Origin of the sequence: Sphingomonas sp. BK069 (assembly GCF_014193405.1) — a bacterium.
In the GTDB taxonomy this organism is placed as follows: domain Bacteria; phylum Pseudomonadota; class Alphaproteobacteria; order Sphingomonadales; family Sphingomonadaceae; genus Sphingomonas.
Genome location: NZ_JACHZH010000001.1, coordinates 764,742 through 781,250, shown reverse-complemented (window position 1 = coordinate 781,250; position 16,509 = coordinate 764,742). Strand labels below are relative to the sequence as shown.

Sequence of the window (16,509 nt, the reverse complement as noted above, 5' to 3'; positions counted from 1 at the left end):
CCCAGGGTTACGAAGCGCACGCTCGCGGCTCTGGGCTCCTGCGTGCGCAGGAGCACGAGGATAGCGTAGAAGCATCAGCGTAGTAACCTGCCGTCACCCCGGACTTGATCCGGCGTATGGTGCCGCGGATATGACATTGGTGGCGCTCGCGGGACCATGGATGCCGGGTCGAGCCCGGCATGACGGGGCGGGGGCGCTAGGTGGGCCTAGCGCCGCTTCCGTCTCAGCCGCCGTAGCAGCCCGCGCTTCTCGAACGCCTCGAACATCTCGCCCGGCCCCTCTGGATCGAGCACCTCATTGTCCGCGAGCCACTTCTCGACCGCGCTGAGGTCGTCCACCTCATAGGGCACCAGCGTCCGCCCGCTGCCGCGCAGCGCCTCGATCGTGGCGATCAGACCGTCGCGTTCGACCCGCTCGCTCACCATCGCCGCGTCGACGCCGAGATGCTCGGCGATCAGGTCATCGCGGATCGCGGCGATGGTCGCCGCGCCGTCGGTGATGGTGACGTCGCACTCGGTGTCGAGCCGCAGCGAGCGGTTGTTGAAGTTGGACGAGCCGATCCGGATCGCCTGGTCGTCGATCACCGTCACCTTGGCGTGGCAGTAGATCGGCGTGCCCTTCTCGTTGACCGGGTGGTACATTCGGAAGCGCCCACGATGGTCGCGCCGGCGCAGCTCGGTGACCAGCCGCGCGCGCGCGGTGTCCATCGCGATCGGCTCGAGCCAGCCCTGCGCGGTCACCGGGTTGATCACAACGATCTCGGGCGGGTCGTCCTCCACCAGCCGCGCGGCGATCGCCTCGGCGATGCGGCGCGAGGCGAAATATTGGCTCTCGGCGTAGATGCGGTGCTTGGCCGAGGCGATCAGCGCGAGGTACAGCCGCTCGATCTCGAGCAGTTCGTCCTGCCCGTCATACCGAGGCTGCGAGCGCGACACCGCGACGTCGACGTCGGTGAAGACGGGCGTGAGCGACTCGGGCCAGCAACTGCCCTCGCGCGGCGGCGGCGGCGCGATCTCGGCGCCGCCCGCGATGGCCCACCGCGTGCGGCACAACTCGCCCAGCGCGCCCGCGACCGGGCCCTGCAGCGCGGTGGTGGCGTCGTGCCACGGCTTGTACGCGCGCCCGCTCGGCGACGTGCGACGCGGGTCGTCGTCGACGTGCGCGCGCGTGTCCCAGCGCTCGTCGGTCATGTCGATGCCGCCGCAGAAGGCGAGACAGTCGTCGATCACGACGATCTTCTGGTGTTGCGAGGCCGCGACGGGATGGTGGCCGTCGAGCAGCAGGTGGATGCGCGGCTGGCGATAGCGCCAGTTGAGCAGGGTCCACAACGTCTTGCCGCGCCCGAGCGTCTTGATCGCGCCTTTGTCCCAGCGGAGGATGTGGACCTGCAACCCCGGCGTGCGGTCGACCAGCCAGGTGATGAAGGCACCGACGTCGGTGGGCGCCTCGGGATGATCGTCGTCGTAGGCGAGATTGATGCGCGCGTCGAAGTCCCAGCCGACCAGCAGGATCTGGTGCTGCGCGCGTAGCATCGCCTGGCGCGCGGCACGGAAATAGGCGTCGGCGTCGATCACCACCGCGGCCTGGTTGGCGCGCTCGACGCGCCAGCGCGTGTCCTCGGGGAGGATCACAGGATCTCGCGCACCAGCTCGGGCGGGCGCGCCAACCGCACGCCCTTGTCGGTTTCAACGAGCGGCCGCTCGATCGTGGCGGGATCGCGCGCCATCAGGTCGAGTGCGGCCTCGTCGTCGGCGACCGTCGGTGCGTCCCTGCGCAGGGCGGCACGCGGCGCGATCCCGCCGCGCGCGAGCAGCGCGGCGAGCGTGTCGCGCGAGGGCGGCGTCTTGAGATACTCGATGACGGTCACGTCGGCTCCGGCGTCCTGCAACAGCGCGAGCGCCTGACGCGACTTCGAGCAGCGCGGGTTGTGGTAGATCGTCGCCGACGCGCCGCTCGCCACCGTCACGCGTCCTGGCGCGCCAGCCACTCCTCCAGCCATTTGATCGTGTAGCTCCCCTGCTGGAACTCCGGGTCGTCGAGCAGCGCCTGGTGGAGCGGGATGGTGGTCTTCATCCCCTCGATCACGAACTCCTCCAGCGCGCGGCGAAGACGACGCAGCGCTCCCTGCCGGGTGGTCCCATAGACGATCAGCTTGGCGATCATGCTGTCGTAATAGGGCGGCACGGTATAGCCCGCGTACAGCCCCGAATCGACGCGGACGTGCATGCCCCCCGGCGCGTGATATTGCGTCACGCGGCCCGGCGAGGGCGCGAAGGTGCGCGGGTCCTCGGCGTTGATGCGGCACTCGATCGCGTGGCCGCGGAAGACGACGTCCTCCTGGCGCAGCGTCAGCGGGTGGCCCTCGGCGACGCGGATCTGCTCGCGCACGAGATCGAGTCCGGTGATCGCCTCGGTCACCGGATGCTCCACCTGCAGGCGCGTGTTCATTTCGATGAAGTAGAACTCGCCGTTCTCCCACAGGAACTCGATCGTCCCCGCGCCGCGATAGCCCATGTCGGCCATCGCCCTGGCGACGATCCCGCCCATCCGCTCGCGCTCCTCGGCGGAGATGACGGGGGAGGGCGCCTCCTCCAGCACCTTCTGGTGGCGGCGCTGGAGCGAACAGTCGCGCTCGCCGAGATGGATCGCCTGGCCGTTGCCGTCGCCGAACACCTGGAACTCGATATGGCGCGGGTTGCCGAGATACTTCTCCATGTAGACCGTGGCATCGCCGAATGCCGCCTTCGCCTCGGTCCCGGCCTGCTGCATCAGCGTCTCGAGCTGGTCGGGCGACTGGCACACCTTCATGCCGCGCCCGCCGCCACCGCTCGCCGCCTTGATGATCACGGGATAGCCGATCTGCTCGGCCAGCGCCTGGGCCTCGGCGACGTCGCTGATCGCACCGTCCGAGCCCGGCACGAGCGGCAGCCCGAGCGCGCCCGCGGTGCGCTTGGCCTCGACCTTGTCGCCCATCACCCGGATATGCTCGGGCTTCGGACCGACGAAGATCAGGTTATGCAGCTCGACGATCTCGGCGAATTTGGCGTTCTCGCTGAGGAAGCCATAGCCCGGGTGAATCGCGTCCGCGCCCGAGATCTCGGCCGCGGAGATGATGTTGGGAATGTTGAGGTAGCTGTCGGTCGCCGCCGGCGGCCCGATGCAGATCGCCTCGTCGGCGAGGCGGACGTGCATCGCGTCGGCATCGGCGGTGGAGTGTACCGCCACCGTCTTGATGCCCATTTCGTGGCACGCGCGGTGGATCCGCAGCGCGATCTCGCCGCGGTTGGCGATCAGCAGCTTCTTGATCTGGGGCAAGGGCGTTACTCGACCACCACGAGCGGCTGGTCGAACTCGACCGGCTGGCCGTTCTCGACCAGCACCGCCTTGACGGTGCCCGCGCTCGGCGCGGTGATCGGGTTCATCACCTTCATCGCCTCGACGATCAGCAAGGTGTCGCCCGCGGCGACGCTCTGGCCCACCGCGGCGAAGGGCTTGGCGCCCGGCTCGGCGGCGAGATAGACGGTGCCGACCATCGGCGAGCGCACGGCATTGGCGTGCGCCGGCGCGGACGGGCCGGCGGTGTCGACCTGCGGCGGCGCGCCCGCGGCCGGCGCGGCGACGGCGGGCGCCGGCGCATAATGCACCGGCGCGGCGACCGCGGCGGCCTTGCGCGCGACGCGGATCTTTCGCTCGCCGTCCTCGACCTCGATCTCGGTCAGCTGGGTGGTGTCGAGCAGCTCGGCGAGCTGGCGGACCAGATCGACGTCGACCTGCATCGCGCCGCCGTTGTGAGAGATGTCAGCCATGCAACCCTGTTTCCCCTAGATAGGGCGCGCCTCCTGTCAGAAGCGGGCCGCGGCTTCAAGCGCGAGCATGTACGACATCGCGCCGAAGCCGGCGATGGTTCCCTTCGCGGCGCTGCCCACCAGCGAGACGTGGCGGAAGCTCTCGCGCGTGTGCGGATTGGACAGATGCACCTCGATCACAGGCGTCTTGATGCTTTTGATCGCGTCGTGCAGCGCCACCGAGGTGTGCGTGTAGGCCGCGGCGTTGAGCAGCACCGCGCGCGCGTCCACCGCCTGCGCCTCGTGCAACCACTCGACCAGATGCCCCTCGTGGTTCGACTGGCGCAGGTCGACCCGCAGGCCGAGCTCGCGCGCGCGGTCCTCGAGCTGCCCGGCGATGTCGTCGAGCGTGTCATGGCCGTAGATCTCCGGCTCGCGCGTGCCGAGCAGGTTGAGGTTGGGGCCGTTGAGGACGAAGACGGTGTCGGTCATGCGCTCCCTTGGGGTCGTTGCCCTTCGTGCAGGTGTCATTGCATCCGGCGCGGCGCGGCGCAACGTTGCCCCTGCGGGTCCGCGGGCCTAGATGGCGCGCATGGCACATTCCGACGGCACCATCACCATCACCCTCAACGGCGAGCACAAGCGAGTCCCTGCCGGACTCTCGATCGCGGGCCTCGCGGAGTCGCTCGGGCTGGTGCCCGAGAAGCTCGCGGTCGAGCGCAACCTCGAGGTCGTTCCGCGCTCGACGCTGGGCGAGGTGCAGGTCGAGGACGGCGACGAGCTGGAGATCGTCCATTTCGTCGGTGGCGGCGACCATGCCGCGCCGCTCACCGACGACACATGGACGGTCGCGGGGCGCACCTTCCGCTCGCGGCTGATCGTCGGCACCGGCAAGTACAAGGACTTCGCGCAGAACGCCGCCGCGCTCGAGGCGTCGGGGGCGGAGATCGTCACCGTCGCGGTGCGCCGCGTCAACGTCAGCGATCCCAGCGCACCGATGCTGACCGACTTCATCGATCCGAAGCGCGTGACCTACCTGCCCAACACCGCCGGCTGCTTCACCGCCGAGGACGCGATCCGCACGCTGCGGCTGGCGCGCGAGGCGGGCGGCTGGGATCTCGTCAAGCTCGAGGTGCTCGGTGAGGCGCGCACGCTCTACCCCAACATGCGCGAGACGCTGAAGGCGACCGAGGTGCTGGTGCGCGAGGGCTTCAAGCCGATGGTCTATTGCACCGACGATCCGATCGCGGCGAAGCAGCTGGAGGAAGCCGGCGCGGTCGCGATCATGCCGCTCGGCGCGCCGATCGGTTCAGGTCTGGGCATCCAGAACCAGGTGACGATCCGGCTGATCGTCGAGGGCGCGGGTGTGCCGGTGCTGGTCGACGCCGGCGTCGGCCAGGCGAGCGACGCCGCGGTGGCGATGGAGCTCGGCTGCGACGGCGTGCTGATGAACACCGCGATCGCCGAGGCCAAGGACCCGATCCTGATGGCGGCGGCGATGCGCGCGGCGGTCGAGGCGGGGCGGATGAGCTATCGTGCCGGCCGCATGGGCAAGCGCCGTTACGCCGACCCGTCGAGCCCGCTGTCGGGGCTGATCTGAACCGTGAGGAATTGACGTACGTCAATCCTCAAGGGGAACATCGCCGTTTCGGGTCCGTTGTTCTGTCACCGGGTTACACTAGACGGAGAACGACGATGGGCGAGCTCACCGACAAGATCAAAGGCAACGTCAACGAGCTGGTCGGCAAGGCCAAGCAGGCGATCGCGGATAAGGATCCGGCGGATCGCACCGCGTCCGACGATCGTCTCGCCGCCGAGGGCGCGGCGCAGGAGACCAAGGGCAAGGGCCAGCAGTTCGCCGGCAAGGTGAAGGGCGCACTCGGCGACGATATCTGATCGTTGCGTCCTGACGATGAGGGGCCGTCGCGGGAGACCGCGGCGGCCTTTCGTCGCTAATCGGTGTAAGGAAGAGGCGCTTACAATTCACATGGCGTCATCCTGAACTCGTTTCAGGATCCACTGTGTCGCTCACCCAGCAGCGGCGAAGGCGCGAAGCCATGAATCCTGAAACGAGTTCAGGATGACGCTGATCAATAAGGGAAAGCCGGTCGCCGACGCCCCGACCTCTCCCCTCAACCCTGCCGCAGTGCGCTCAGCGTCAGCCCCGCGGTGATCTGCTCGACGTCGGTGCGGCAGTGGATCAGCCGCACGCCGCGCTCGGCGAGCGCGCGCTCGAGCGCTGGCGCAAAATCCTCGGTCCGCTCGACCGTCTCGGCCCAGCCGCCATAGGCGCGCGCGAGCGCGGCAAAGTCGGGATTGACCAGCCGCGTCGCCGACGGGCGACCGGGATATTCGCGCTCCTGGTGCATCCGGATCGTCCCGTACGCGCCGTTGTCGACGAGGATGACGAGCAGGTCGACGCCGTGCTGGACCGCCGTGGCGAGTTCCTGGCCGTTCATCAGGAAGTCGCCGTCGCCTGCCAGCGCGACCACGCCGCGTCCCGGCCGGCGCAGCGACGCCGCCACCGCGGCGGGCACGCCATAGCCCATCGCTCCGGCGGTCGGCGCCAGCTGCGTCCCCGGGCCGGCGTAGCGCCAGTAACGATGCCACCAGCCCGAAAAATTGCCCGCGCCGTTGCAGATGATCGTGTCCGCCGGCAACTTCTCGCGCATGGTCGCGACGCAGGGGCCGAGATCGAGCGCGACGCCGTCGCGGCGGCGGGGCGTGCTCCACGCCTCATAGGCGGTGCGCGCCTCGGCGGCGTGCGGGTGGACGCCGCCGTCGAGCGGCACCAGTGCCTCGGCGAACTCGGCCATGCCGGCGCAGATCGCGAGGTCGGTAGCGTAGGTGCGCCCCAGTTCCTCGGGGTCGGGATGGACATGGACCAGCCGCTGGCCGGGGTGATCGGGCGTGATCAGCTGATAGCCGTCGGTGGTCGCCTCGCCGAGCCGCGCGCCGACCACGATCAGCAGGTCGGCGCCGCGCACGCGCTCGACCAGCGCGGGGCTGGGGCCGTAGCCGAGGTTGCCGGCATAGGCCGGGCAATCGTTGGCGATCGCGTCCTGGCGGCGGAAGGCGGCGGCGAGCGGCACGCCGGTGCGAGTCGCCCAGTCCGCCATCGCCGCAGCGGCCGCCACGTCCCAGCCGGCGCCGCCGACGATCGCGAGCGGGTTCTCGGCGGTGGCGAGCAGGTCGCGCAGATGCTCGATCGAATCCTCGTCGACCGCCTGGGCGACGCGTTCGACGCGCGCGCGATCGGGCGCGGTGACGGTGTCGAGCAGCATGTCCTCGGGCAGCGCGAGCACCACCGGGCCGGGGCGGCCGTTGATCGCGGTGGCATAGGCGCGCGCGACATATTCGGGGATGCGCGCGGCGTCGTCGATCCGGGCCGCCCATTTCGCGATCGGCGCGAACATCGCCTGGAAGTCGATCTCCTGGAACGCCTCACGGTCGCGCGTCGAGCGGTCGACGTCGCCGACGAACAGGATCATCGGCTGCGAGTCCTGCATCGCGACATGGACGCCGATCGCGGCGTTGGTCGCGCCGGGGCCGCGCGTGACGAAGGCGATCCCGGGGCGATGCGTCAGCGCGCCATCGGCGCAGGCCATGAACGCGACGCCGCCCTCCTGCCGGCACGTCACCACCTCAATCGCAGGGGTGTCGTGAAGCGCGTCGAGTACCGCCAGGAAGCTCTCCCCGGGTACGGTGAAGAGACGGTCGCAGCCCTGGGCGACGAGCTGGTCGACGAGCAGGCGTCCACCGGTGCGGGGTTCGGTCATGCGGCGAGCCTAGCCGCCCGAAAGGGTTAGGCGAAAGGGGTATTAGTTCCTAAGCGGCGCGGCTTCCTTTTCTCCCCCCGCGAGATGCCGCTGTCACCTCCGGCGAGCCTATTCCCCACCTTCCGTCATCCCGGACGTGTTCCGGGATCCACTCCGCCGCGCGAGCAACGCTCTTGGAGTGTGCGGCACGGTGGACCCCGGCACAGGTCCGGGATGACGAAGGGGACTCACAACGCGATCTCTCCACGACCGGACGTGCCCATCACCGAGACCATGCAGCATCGTCCCAAACCCACCGCACACCACCGATTGCCTTCGTCGCGCCGAGCGCTAAGGATCGTTCGCATGCGGGACACGGTGATCTTCGACTTCGGCGGGGTGATCACCTCGTCGCCGTTCGCGGCGTTCAACCGGCTGGAGCGCGAGCGCGGCGTGCCGATCGACCTGATCCGTCGCCTCAACGCCACCGATCCGGACAGCAACGCCTGGGCGCGCTTCGAACGCGCCGAGATCGACGTCGCTACCTTCGACCGCGACTTCGCCGCCGAGGCCAGGGCGCTCGGCCACGAGCTGCGCGGGCGCGACGTGCTGCCGCTGCTGTACGGCGATGTCCGCCCGCGCATGGTGCACGCGCTCGACTGGCTCAAGCGCGAGGGCTTCCACATCGGCTGCATTACCAACAACGTTCCTGCCGGCGACACGCCGCGCGACCCTCAGGCGGTCGCTGCGGTGGCGGCGGTGCTCGCGCGCTTCGACCACGTGGTGGAGAGCAGCAAGGTCGGCATCCGCAAACCCGACCCGCGCATCTATCTGATGATGTGCGAGACGCTCAACAAGCGCCCCGACCAGTGCGTCTACCTCGACGACCTGGGGGTGAACTGCAAGGCCGCGGCGCAGCTCGGCATGGCGGCGATCAAGGTGAGCGGCGAGGGTCAGGCGCTCGACGAGCTGTGCGGCGCGCTCGGCGTCGCGCCGGGACATTTCTGAAGGAGACAGCGGGTGGTGGACAAGCTGTACGACGGCGCCGCGGCGGCGCTCGACGGGCTGCTGTTCGACGGCATGACGATCTGCGCCGGCGGCTTCGGCCTGTGCGGGATCCCCGAGCGGCTGATCGACGCGATCCAGGCCGCGGGCGTGACCGGGCTGACGGTCGCCAGCAACAACGCCGGGATCGACGGCGAGGGGCTCGGCAAGCTGCTGCGCACGCGCCAGATCGCCAAGATGATCTCGAGCTACGTGGGCGAGAACAAGGAGTTCGAGCGCCAGTATCTCAGCGGTGAGCTGGAGGTGGAGTTCTGCCCCCAGGGCACGCTGGCGGAGCGCTGTCGTGCCGGCGGGGCGGGCATTCCCGGCTTCTACACCAAGACCGGCGTCGGCACGTTGGTGGCCGAGGGCAAGGAAGTGAAGGCGTTCGACGGCGAGGACTATATCCTCGAACGTGGCATCCGCGCCGATCTCTCGATCATCAAGGGGTGGAAGGCGGACACCAGCGGCAACCTCGTCTTCCGCAAGACGGCACGCAACTTCAATCAGCCGATGGCGACCGCGGGCAGGATCTGCGTCGCCGAGGTGGAGGAGGTCGTGCCGGTCGGCGCGCTCGATCCCGATCACGTCCATCTGCCGGGCATCTACGTCAAGCGGATGATCGTCGGCGCGCCCTACGACAAGAAGATCGAGTTCCGCACGACTCGTCCGCGCGCGGAGGCCGACGCGGCGTGAGGTCACGGCTGCTGCTGACGGTCGCGGCAACGGCGCTGCTTGCCGGCTGCGCGACCGCGCGCCCCGAGCGTCCGCCCGCGCGCGCGGTGAGCGCCGTCCCGGCGGCGCCCGTGTCCGCCCCACTGCCGGCCGGGGCGATGGCCTATCTGTACGGCTCGGCCGAGGCCGCGGCGCTGAGCGAGCAGACCTATAACGCGCTGACCGCCTATGTCCGCGGCGTGATCGAGCGCGCGCGCGACCGTCGCGGGCGGCTGCCGACCGAGCGCCGCGCCGGCACGCTGCCGCGCTGGCCCAACTCGGCGGTGCTGGTCCCGGGTGCGACTGCGGCGAGCGCCGAGACGATCCCGTGCAGCGCGCTGCCGCCCGCGGTGGTGCTCGACATGGACGAGACCGCGGTGCTCAACCTCGGTTATGAATATAACGACGCGCGCACGGGCGCGGCCTATGACGCCAAGCGCTGGGATCGCTGGGAGCGGACCGGCGCCGACAAGGTCGTCGCGGTGCCCGGCGCGGTGGCGGCGTTCCGCCAGCTGCGCGCGCTCGGCGTGACGATGGTGATCAACAGCAACCGCTCCGCCGACAACGCCGCCGCCACCGCGGCGGCGCTGCGCGCGGCGGGGCTGGGCGACTTCCGCCACGGCGACACGCTCTACCTGAAGGGGGACGCCGACGGCCGCTCGGGCAAGGACGGTCGCCGGCTCGAGATCGCCAAACATTATTGCGTGCTCGCGCTCGTCGGCGACCAGCTCGGCGACTTCGCCGACCTGTTCAACCCGCCCGGCCCGGCGCCCGCGCTCGGCCGCCGCGCGCTCGCCGGGGTGGGGCCGATCCAGGCGCGCTGGGGGCAGGGCTGGTTCGTGCTGCCCAATCCGGTCTACGGCACCGGGCTCGGCACCGGCTGGGACGAGACCTTCCCGCAGGACAAGCACTGGGGCGACGCCCCGGCCGAAGGAGCGAAGTGATGGCCGTGGAAGCCAAGGGATGGGACCGCAACGGCATGGCGGCGCGCGCCGCGCGCGAGCTGCGCGACGGCTATTACGTCAACCTCGGCATCGGCATCCCGACCTTGGTGGCGAACAACATCCCGGACGGCATCACCGTCACGCTGCAGAGCGAGAACGGCATGCTCGGCATCGGTCCGTTCCCCTACGAGGATGAGGTCGACCCCGACCTGATCAACGCGGGCAAGCAGACGATCAGCGAACTGCCGCAATCGGCCTACTTCGGCAGCGAGCAGAGCTTCGCGATGATCCGCGGCGGGCATATCGACCTCACCGTGCTCGGCGCAATGGAGGTGTCCGAGCACGGGGACATCGCCAACTGGATGATCCCCGGCAAAATGATCAAGGGCATGGGCGGCGCGATGGACCTCGTCGCCGGCGTCAGGAAGATCATCGTCGTGATGGAGCATGTCGCCAAGGACGGCGCGCCCAAGTTCATCCCGGCATGCACGCTGCCGCTGACCGGGCGCGACGTGGTCGACATGATCGTCACCGACCTGGCGGTGTTCCAGCGCCCCGACCATCACAGCGCCTTTCGCCTGATCGAGCTGGCACCGGGGGTGACCGCGGGCGAGGTCGCCGCCAAAACGAGCGCGCACTACAAGGTCTGACGCGATGGCGTACACGCTGATCACCGCCAATCGGAACTATTCGAGCTGGTCGCTGCGGCCGTGGCTGCTGATGCGCGCGCTCGGGATCGCCTTCGAGGACCGCGTCGAGCCGTTTGCCTCACTGGACAACCATGAAGCGTTCCGCGCCTTCTCGCCGACGGGACAGGTGCCGGTGCTGATCGACGGCGAGCGGACGGTATGGGACTCGCTCGGCATCGCCTTGTACCTCGCCGAGCGCCACCCGGGTGTATGGCCGACCGACGCGGCAGCGCGCGCCTGGGCGGTCTGCGCCGTAGCGGAGATGCACGGCGGCTTCGGCGCGCTGCGGCGCGAGCGGACGATGACGGTGGGGCAGCGGATCAGGCCGACGCGCGGCTCGGAGGCGCTCGCGCGCGACGTCGCGCGGATTGCCGAGCTGTGGGACGAGGGCCTGTCGCGCTTCGGCGGCGCGTGGCTGGCGGGTGAGCGCTTCACCGCGGTCGACGCCTTCTACGCGCCGGTGGCGTTTCGCGTTCGCGCATGGGGGATCGACGTTGGCGCCGCGGGTAAGCGGTGGGTCGAGACGCTGCTGGCGCACCCGGCGACGCTTGAGTGGGAGGCTGCCGCCTTGGCCGAGACGTTCCGAGAGGAGGGGCACGAGGCCGAGGTGGCGGCGTATGGCGAAGTGACCGAGGACCTTCGCGCCACGGTGTGAGGAAGCCGCATCGCGCGGCGCGGTGCTCCTGCGCACGCAGGAGCCCAGGGTGACAGAGCGGGGCCCTCGCGGCGTTGGATTCCTGCGTGCGCAGGAACACGAGGCGTTGCATAGCAAAAACTCCCCGCGCCGAGCGCCGTCATCCTGAACTCGTTTCAGGATCCACGGTGCGGCATACTCAACCGCGGAGGCGTCTGCGGGACGGTGGATCCTGAAACGAGTTCAGGGTGACGCCAGTGGGTTAGTGATTGCGACATTTCAGACCCATTCCACTGGAGAGAGGCCACCTACGCACTTACCCATTCTGCCGATCATCAGCCGCAAGCCACGACATTTCCTGTCACTCTGCCTTGGACCCGCGCACCTTTTCGGTTAACAGCCGCAGATCATGCCAAGCCCGCGCACCTTGTACGAGAAGGTCTGGGACGCTCACGTGGTCGAGCGCCGAGACGATGGTTCCTGCCTGATCTACATCGACCGCCACCTCCTCCATGAGGTGACCAGCCCGCAGGCGTTCGAAGGCCTGCGCACCGCCGGCCGCCGCGTGCGCCGCCCCGACCTCACGCTCGCGGTGCCCGATCACAACCTGCCCACCACCGCGCGCACCGACGCCGCGGGGCAGGAGCTCCCGATCGCCGACCGCGAGAGCGCCGAGCAGCTCGCCGCGCTGCGCCGCAACGTCGCCGAGTTCGGCGTGCCCTATATCGACGCGCTGTCGGCGCGGCAGGGGATCGTCCATGTCGTCGGCCCGGAGCAGGGCTTCACGCTGCCGGGCACCACGATGGTGTGTGGCGACAGCCATACCTCGGCGCATGGCGCGCTAGGCGCGCTCGCCTTCGGCATCGGTACCAGCGAGGTCGAGCACGTGCTGGCGACCCAGACGCTGATCCTCTCGCCCTCCAAGACGATGGAGGTGCGAGTCGACGGCACGCTCGGCTATGGCGTCAGCGCCAAGGACGTCGTGCTCGCGATCATCGGCCGGATCGGCGCCGCGGGCGGCACCGGCCATGTCATCGAGTTCACCGGCGAGGTGATCCGCGCGCTGTCGGTCGAGGGTCGGCTGACGATCGCCAATATGTCGATCGAGGGTGGGGCGCGCGCGGGCATGATCGCGCCCGACGAGACCACCTTCGCTTATCTCAAGGGCCGCCCGATGGCGCCGCAGGGCGAGGACTGGGCGCGCGCGGTCGAGTGGTGGCGCACGCTGCCGAGCGACGCCGGCGCGCGCTACGACAAGGTCGTGCGGCTGGAGGCGAGCGACATCGCTCCCGCGCTCACCTGGGGCACCAGCCCCGAGGACGTCGTGCCGATCACCGGCAGCGTGCCCGCGCCCGACAGCTTCGCCGACGCGTCGAAGCGCGCCGCGGCGCAGAAGTCGCTCGATTACATGGGGCTCACCCCGGGGATGCGGATGCAGGACGTGCCGATCCAGCATGTCTTCATCGGCAGCTGCACCAACAGCCGCATCGAGGACCTGCGCGCCGCCGCCTCGGTGGCGAACGGCCGCCGCGTCGCCGATGGCGTGCGCGCGCTGGTGGTGCCCGGCTCGGGGCTGGTCAAACGCCAGGCCGAGGCGGAGGGGCTCGACCGGATCTTCACCGCCGCCGGCTTCGAGTGGCGCGAGCCGGGCTGCTCGATGTGCCTGGCGATGAACCCCGACAAGGTGCCCGCGGGCGAGCGCTGCGCCTCGACCTCGAACCGGAATTTCGTGGGAAGACAGGGACCTGGCTCGCGTACCCATCTGTTGTCGCCGGCGATGGCGGCGGCGGCGGCGGTGACCGGGCGACTCGCGGACGTCCGCGAGCTGATGGGCTGAAGCACAAGAACCAAGGGGTTGCGTGATGAAGAAAGTGCTCATGTTCCTGATCGCCGGCTCGGTGCTGAGCGGCGTGGCGGCCTATGCGGCGATCGCCAAGCCCGCGATCCCGCCGAGCAACCCGGCGCGCTGATGGAGGCCGTCACCCGCGTCAGCGGCACCGCTTATCCCTGGGGCGCCAAGAACGTCGACACTGACGTCATCATCCCGGCGCACTGGCTCAAGACGATCACGCGCTCCGGCCTCGGCCGCGGCGCGTTCGAGACGGTGCGCGCGCAGCCCGGCAACCTCTTCGACGACCCGCGCTACGCCGGCGCCCCGATCCTGATCGCGGGCGACAATTTCGGCTGCGGCTCGAGCCGCGAGCATGCCGCCTGGGCGCTCGCCGACATGGGCGTGCGGGCGGTGATCGCGCCGAGCTTCTCGGACATCTTCTCGGGCAACGCCTTCAAGAACGGCATCGTCACCGTGGTGCTGCCGCAGGAGGCAGTGGATCGGCTGGTCGAGGTGGCGAAGACCGACCCGGTCACCGTCGATCTCGAGACCATGACGGTCACTACGCCGTACCAGGATCGCTATTCGTTCGAACTCGACCCCTTCCGCCGTCGCTGTCTGATGGAGGGGCTGGACGAGGTCGGCCTCACGCTGGCAAAGGATACCGTGATTTCGAATTTCGAGGAGCGGCTCGGCGTCGAGCGCCCTTGGATCGGGCACGGGAGAGTGGACGATGCGGGCCTTGCTGTCGAGGGTGCCGGGCGGGCCTGACACGCTGGAGATCGGCGAGTTGCCCGATCCCGTCGCTGGGCCGGGCGAGGTGGTGGTCGCGGTCAAGGCCTGCGCGATCAACTATCCCGACGTGCTGGTGATCGAGGATCGCTACCAGATGCGCCCGCCGCGCCCGTTCGCGCCGGGCGGCGAGATCGCCGGCGTGGTCGCCGAAGTCGGGGAGGGCGTCACCCGCTGGCAGGTCGGTGACCGCGTGATGGGTAACACGATGATGGGCGGGCTGAGCGAGCGGTTGCGCTTCGCCGCAGACTCGCTCCACGCCGTGCCCCTTGGGCGCAGCTTCGAGGAAGCCTCTGCGCTGCTGCTCACTTATGCGACGACGATCCACGCTCTGGTCGACCGCGGCGCGATCGCCGCGGGCGAACGGCTTCTGGTGCTGGGCGCCGCGGGCGGGGTCGGGCTCGCGGCGGTCGAGCTGGGCAAGGCATTCGGTGCGTACGTCGTCGGCGCGGTGTCGAGCGAGGCCAAGGCGGTGGCGGTGCGCGCGGCCGGTGCGGACGAGGTGCTGGTCTACGATCGCGCGCCGTTCGATAAGGAACGGAGCAAGGCGCTGGCGGACCGCTTCAAGACAGCGGCGGCGCCGAATGGTTTCGACCTTGTCTACGATCCCGTCGGCGGCGACTATGCCGAGCCGGCGCTGCGCTCGCTCGGCTGGGAAGGGCGCTATCTCGTCGTCGGCTTTCCCGCCGGCATCCCCAGGCTGCCGCTCAATCTGACGCTGCTGAAGAGCTGCGACGTACGCGGCGTCTTCTGGGGCGCGTTCGCCGCGCGTCACCCCGAGCGCAACCGTGCGCACATCGCTCGCCTGTTCGAGCTGTGGGCCGAGGGCAGGATCGCGCCGCGCGTTACCGAGGTGTTCCCGTTCGAGCGCGGCGGCGAGGCGATCGCCCGCATGGCGGCGCGCGAGTCGGTCGGCAAGCTGGTGGTGCGGGTGGGGGCGTAGGTTGCACCGTCGCCGCGGCCATGTCGCCGGGTGCCGCGTATCGTCGCGAGTAACGGCGCGGTGCGCGGCGCCCCGACCGGCCCTTTCGGACGGCGCCATCATCCGGGGGATCAGGTGCCAACCGGCACGGTGAATCCCGGAACAAGTCCGGGATGACGGAAGAAGAAGCAGGCGATTGCCTTGACCTCCCGCATGCCTCGGCCGTCCGCCCGTTGCGCCGCGCCCCTGCGCGCACTATCCCGGTCTGCTACACCGTGGGGAACCAGCATGACCACCTTCGAGGACCGCCAGCGCGCGTTCGAGGCCAAGTTCGCGCGCGACGAGGAAGTGGCGTTCCGCATCGTCGCGCGGCGCAATCGCCTCGTTGGGCAATGGGCCGCCGAGCTGATGCAGCTCACCCCCGCTGAGACCGACGCTTATGCCAAGGCGGTCGTCCAGGCCGACTTCGAGGAGGCCGGCGACGAGGATGTGGTGCGCAAGGTGTACGGTGACCTCACCGCCGCCAACGTCGACGTCGACGAAGGCGCGGTGCGCCGCGCGCTCGAAGAGAAGACGATCGAGGCGCGGCGCCAGCTGCTGCAATCGGAGTAAGACGGATGCCGATGGAAGGGGCGGAGATCGCCGCGCTGATCAAGGCGGGCATTCCCGATGCCGAGGTGGAGATGACCGATCTCGCCGGCGACGGGGACCATTGGTCCGCGCGCGTCGTGGCGCCGTCGTTCGCCGGCATGCCGCGGGTGAAGCAGCATCAGGCGGTCTATGCCGCGCTGGGCGGTCGCATGGGCGGCGTGCTGCACGCCTTGCAGTTGACCACCGCCGTCCCGAAATAAACGCGGTACAAGAGGGTTGAAGCGATGACCGACGACACGAACGCCCGCATCGACGCGGTGGTGAAGAACAATCCGGTGGTGCTGTTCATGAAGGGCACGCCGCTGTTCCCGCAGTGCGGCTTTTCCAGCCGCGCGGTGGCGATCCTGGAGCGGCTCGGCGTCGCGTTCGAGAGCGTCGACGTGCTGCAGGACCAGGCGATCCGGCAGGGCATCAAGGGCTATTCGGACTGGCCAACGATCCCGCAGCTCTACGTCGGCGGCGAGTTCGTCGGCGGCTCGGACATCATGATGGAGATGTACGAGTCGGGCGAGTTGGCCGCGCTGTTCCAGAACGCCGGCGCCGCGACGGCCGAGGCGAAGTAGCCGACTGAAAGGGGGGCACACGTCCTTCGCAGAAGCGGCTCGTAAGCTTCCGAATTCCTTCGTCACCCCGGCGAAGGCCGGGGTCCGGTTGGGACGGCGTCGTGAGTCTCACGTCCGTCCCTCAACTGGACCTCGGCCTTCACCGGGGTGGCGCGCATGTAGGGCATCAGGCCGTACCAGCT

General features: G+C 69.6%; 19 protein-coding genes. 13 read left to right on the top strand and 6 right to left on the bottom strand.

The window, feature by feature from the left end; translation table 11 throughout:
- Nucleotides 1–206: 206 nt before the first annotated feature.
- The 5 genes from FHY02_RS03985 to aroQ are packed head-to-tail and all read right to left on the bottom strand — an operon-like array spanning nucleotide 207 to nucleotide 4,277.
- Nucleotides 207–1,631, bottom strand: a complete 1,425-nt coding sequence (locus tag FHY02_RS03985; protein WP_183920583.1) for a phospholipase D-like domain-containing protein — start codon at nucleotides 1,629–1,631, stop codon at nucleotides 207–209.
- Entirely contained in the window at nucleotides 1,628–1,960 is a 333-nt protein-coding gene (locus FHY02_RS03980) for an arsenate reductase family protein (RefSeq protein ID WP_311731769.1), read from the bottom strand. The genes FHY02_RS03985 and FHY02_RS03980 overlap by 4 nt, the downstream gene beginning before the upstream one ends.
- A gap of 2 nt (nucleotides 1,961–1,962) precedes the next feature.
- The gene (gene accC, locus FHY02_RS03975; RefSeq protein ID WP_183920581.1) at nucleotides 1,963–3,315 is read right to left on the bottom strand and encodes an acetyl-CoA carboxylase biotin carboxylase subunit; all 1,353 of its coding nucleotides are present in this window, start codon (nucleotides 3,313–3,315) and stop codon (nucleotides 1,963–1,965) included.
- A gap of 5 nt (nucleotides 3,316–3,320) precedes the next feature.
- Nucleotides 3,321–3,806 carry an acetyl-CoA carboxylase biotin carboxyl carrier protein gene (gene accB, locus FHY02_RS03970; RefSeq protein WP_183920580.1) on the bottom strand — a complete coding sequence of 162 codons (486 nt, stop codon included), beginning with the start codon at nucleotides 3,804–3,806 and terminating at the stop codon, nucleotides 3,321–3,323.
- 36 nt (nucleotides 3,807–3,842) lie between these two features.
- Nucleotides 3,843–4,277: a type II 3-dehydroquinate dehydratase gene (gene aroQ / locus FHY02_RS03965; protein WP_183920579.1), complete on the bottom strand. Its 435-nt coding sequence runs from the start codon at nucleotides 4,275–4,277 to the stop codon at nucleotides 3,843–3,845.
- 100 nt (nucleotides 4,278–4,377) lie between these two features.
- Here aroQ and thiS point away from each other — a divergent pair, with 100 nt between their 5' ends.
- Together thiS and FHY02_RS03955 are read left to right on the top strand one after the other, a co-directional pair.
- Complete coding sequence (gene thiS, locus FHY02_RS03960) at nucleotides 4,378–5,385, top strand: sulfur carrier protein ThiS (RefSeq protein WP_183920578.1); 1,008 nt, start codon at nucleotides 4,378–4,380, stop codon at nucleotides 5,383–5,385.
- A 95-nt stretch (nucleotides 5,386–5,480) separates the two neighbouring features.
- Complete coding sequence (locus FHY02_RS03955) at nucleotides 5,481–5,681, top strand: CsbD family protein (RefSeq protein WP_183920577.1); 201 nt, start codon at nucleotides 5,481–5,483, stop codon at nucleotides 5,679–5,681.
- A gap of 236 nt (nucleotides 5,682–5,917) precedes the next feature.
- Here FHY02_RS03955 and FHY02_RS03950 read toward each other — a convergent pair whose 3' ends face one another.
- The gene (locus FHY02_RS03950; RefSeq protein WP_183920576.1) at nucleotides 5,918–7,564 is read right to left on the bottom strand and encodes a thiamine pyrophosphate-binding protein; all 1,647 of its coding nucleotides are present in this window, start codon (nucleotides 7,562–7,564) and stop codon (nucleotides 5,918–5,920) included.
- A gap of 345 nt (nucleotides 7,565–7,909) precedes the next feature.
- On the opposite strand from FHY02_RS03950, the gene FHY02_RS03945 reads away from it, so the two are divergent.
- The 11 genes from FHY02_RS03945 to grxD all read left to right on the top strand — a co-directional run bounded on the left by FHY02_RS03945 (nucleotide 7,910) and on the right by grxD (nucleotide 16,327).
- A complete protein-coding gene (locus FHY02_RS03945; RefSeq protein WP_183920575.1) occupies nucleotides 7,910–8,551 on the top strand; it encodes an HAD-IA family hydrolase in 642 nt (213 codons plus the stop codon).
- Nucleotides 8,552–8,566: 15 nt separating this feature from the next.
- Nucleotides 8,567–9,283: a CoA transferase subunit A gene (locus FHY02_RS03940; protein WP_183921423.1), complete on the top strand. Its 717-nt coding sequence runs from the start codon at nucleotides 8,567–8,569 to the stop codon at nucleotides 9,281–9,283.
- Entirely contained in the window at nucleotides 9,280–10,245 is a 966-nt protein-coding gene (locus FHY02_RS03935) for an HAD family acid phosphatase (protein ID WP_311731768.1), read from the top strand. The genes FHY02_RS03940 and FHY02_RS03935 overlap by 4 nt, the downstream gene beginning before the upstream one ends.
- A complete protein-coding gene (locus tag FHY02_RS03930) occupies nucleotides 10,245–10,895 on the top strand; it encodes a 3-oxoacid CoA-transferase subunit B (protein WP_183920574.1) in 651 nt (216 codons plus the stop codon). The genes FHY02_RS03935 and FHY02_RS03930 overlap by 1 nt, the downstream gene beginning before the upstream one ends.
- A 4-nt stretch (nucleotides 10,896–10,899) precedes the next feature.
- Complete coding sequence (locus tag FHY02_RS03925; RefSeq protein ID WP_183920573.1) at nucleotides 10,900–11,589, top strand: glutathione S-transferase family protein; 690 nt, start codon at nucleotides 10,900–10,902, stop codon at nucleotides 11,587–11,589.
- Between the two features lie 388 nt (nucleotides 11,590–11,977).
- Nucleotides 11,978–13,405: a 3-isopropylmalate dehydratase large subunit gene (leuC, locus tag FHY02_RS03920; RefSeq protein ID WP_221198468.1), complete on the top strand. Its 1,428-nt coding sequence runs from the start codon at nucleotides 11,978–11,980 to the stop codon at nucleotides 13,403–13,405.
- A gap of 132 nt (nucleotides 13,406–13,537) precedes the next feature.
- Nucleotides 13,538–14,170 carry a 3-isopropylmalate dehydratase small subunit gene (leuD, locus tag FHY02_RS03915; protein ID WP_183920572.1) on the top strand — a complete coding sequence of 211 codons (633 nt, stop codon included), beginning with the start codon at nucleotides 13,538–13,540 and terminating at the stop codon, nucleotides 14,168–14,170.
- Complete coding sequence (locus FHY02_RS03910; RefSeq protein ID WP_183920571.1) at nucleotides 14,133–15,134, top strand: NADPH:quinone oxidoreductase family protein; 1,002 nt, start codon at nucleotides 14,133–14,135, stop codon at nucleotides 15,132–15,134. The genes leuD and FHY02_RS03910 overlap by 38 nt, the downstream gene beginning before the upstream one ends.
- 267 nt (nucleotides 15,135–15,401) lie before the next feature.
- Entirely contained in the window at nucleotides 15,402–15,725 is a 324-nt protein-coding gene (locus FHY02_RS03905; protein ID WP_183920570.1) for a DUF1476 domain-containing protein, read from the top strand.
- A 5-nt stretch (nucleotides 15,726–15,730) separates the two neighbouring features.
- Complete coding sequence (locus FHY02_RS03900) at nucleotides 15,731–15,964, top strand: BolA family protein (RefSeq protein WP_183920569.1); 234 nt, start codon at nucleotides 15,731–15,733, stop codon at nucleotides 15,962–15,964.
- A 24-nt stretch (nucleotides 15,965–15,988) separates the two neighbouring features.
- Nucleotides 15,989–16,327: a Grx4 family monothiol glutaredoxin gene (gene grxD / locus FHY02_RS03895; protein WP_183920568.1), complete on the top strand. Its 339-nt coding sequence runs from the start codon at nucleotides 15,989–15,991 to the stop codon at nucleotides 16,325–16,327.
- Nucleotides 16,328–16,509: the final 182 nt, after the last annotated feature.

Excerpts from the sequence above, each read along its gene's own strand:
- accB (WP_183920580.1), bottom strand. The coding sequence starts at position 3,806 with ATGGCTGACATCTCTCACAACGGCGGCGCGATGCAGGTCGACGTCGAT.
- aroQ (WP_183920579.1), bottom strand. The coding sequence starts at position 4,277 with ATGACCGACACCGTCTTCGTCCTCAACGGCCCCAACCTCAACCTGCTC.
- thiS (WP_183920578.1), top strand. The coding sequence starts at position 4,378 with ATGGCACATTCCGACGGCACCATCACCATCACCCTCAACGGCGAGCAC.
- FHY02_RS03955 (WP_183920577.1), top strand. The coding sequence starts at position 5,481 with ATGGGCGAGCTCACCGACAAGATCAAAGGCAACGTCAACGAGCTGGTC.
- FHY02_RS03950 (WP_183920576.1), bottom strand. The coding sequence starts at position 7,564 with ATGACCGAACCCCGCACCGGTGGACGCCTGCTCGTCGACCAGCTCGTC.
- FHY02_RS03945 (WP_183920575.1), top strand. The coding sequence starts at position 7,910 with ATGCGGGACACGGTGATCTTCGACTTCGGCGGGGTGATCACCTCGTCG.
- FHY02_RS03930 (WP_183920574.1), top strand. The coding sequence starts at position 10,245 with ATGGCCGTGGAAGCCAAGGGATGGGACCGCAACGGCATGGCGGCGCGC.
- FHY02_RS03925 (WP_183920573.1), top strand. The coding sequence starts at position 10,900 with ATGGCGTACACGCTGATCACCGCCAATCGGAACTATTCGAGCTGGTCG.
- leuC (WP_221198468.1), top strand. The coding sequence starts at position 11,978 with ATGCCAAGCCCGCGCACCTTGTACGAGAAGGTCTGGGACGCTCACGTG.
- leuD (WP_183920572.1), top strand. The coding sequence starts at position 13,538 with ATGGAGGCCGTCACCCGCGTCAGCGGCACCGCTTATCCCTGGGGCGCC.
- FHY02_RS03910 (WP_183920571.1), top strand. The coding sequence starts at position 14,133 with ATGCGGGCCTTGCTGTCGAGGGTGCCGGGCGGGCCTGACACGCTGGAG.
- FHY02_RS03905 (WP_183920570.1), top strand. The coding sequence starts at position 15,402 with ATGACCACCTTCGAGGACCGCCAGCGCGCGTTCGAGGCCAAGTTCGCG.
- FHY02_RS03900 (WP_183920569.1), top strand. The coding sequence starts at position 15,731 with ATGCCGATGGAAGGGGCGGAGATCGCCGCGCTGATCAAGGCGGGCATT.
- grxD (WP_183920568.1), top strand. The coding sequence starts at position 15,989 with ATGACCGACGACACGAACGCCCGCATCGACGCGGTGGTGAAGAACAAT.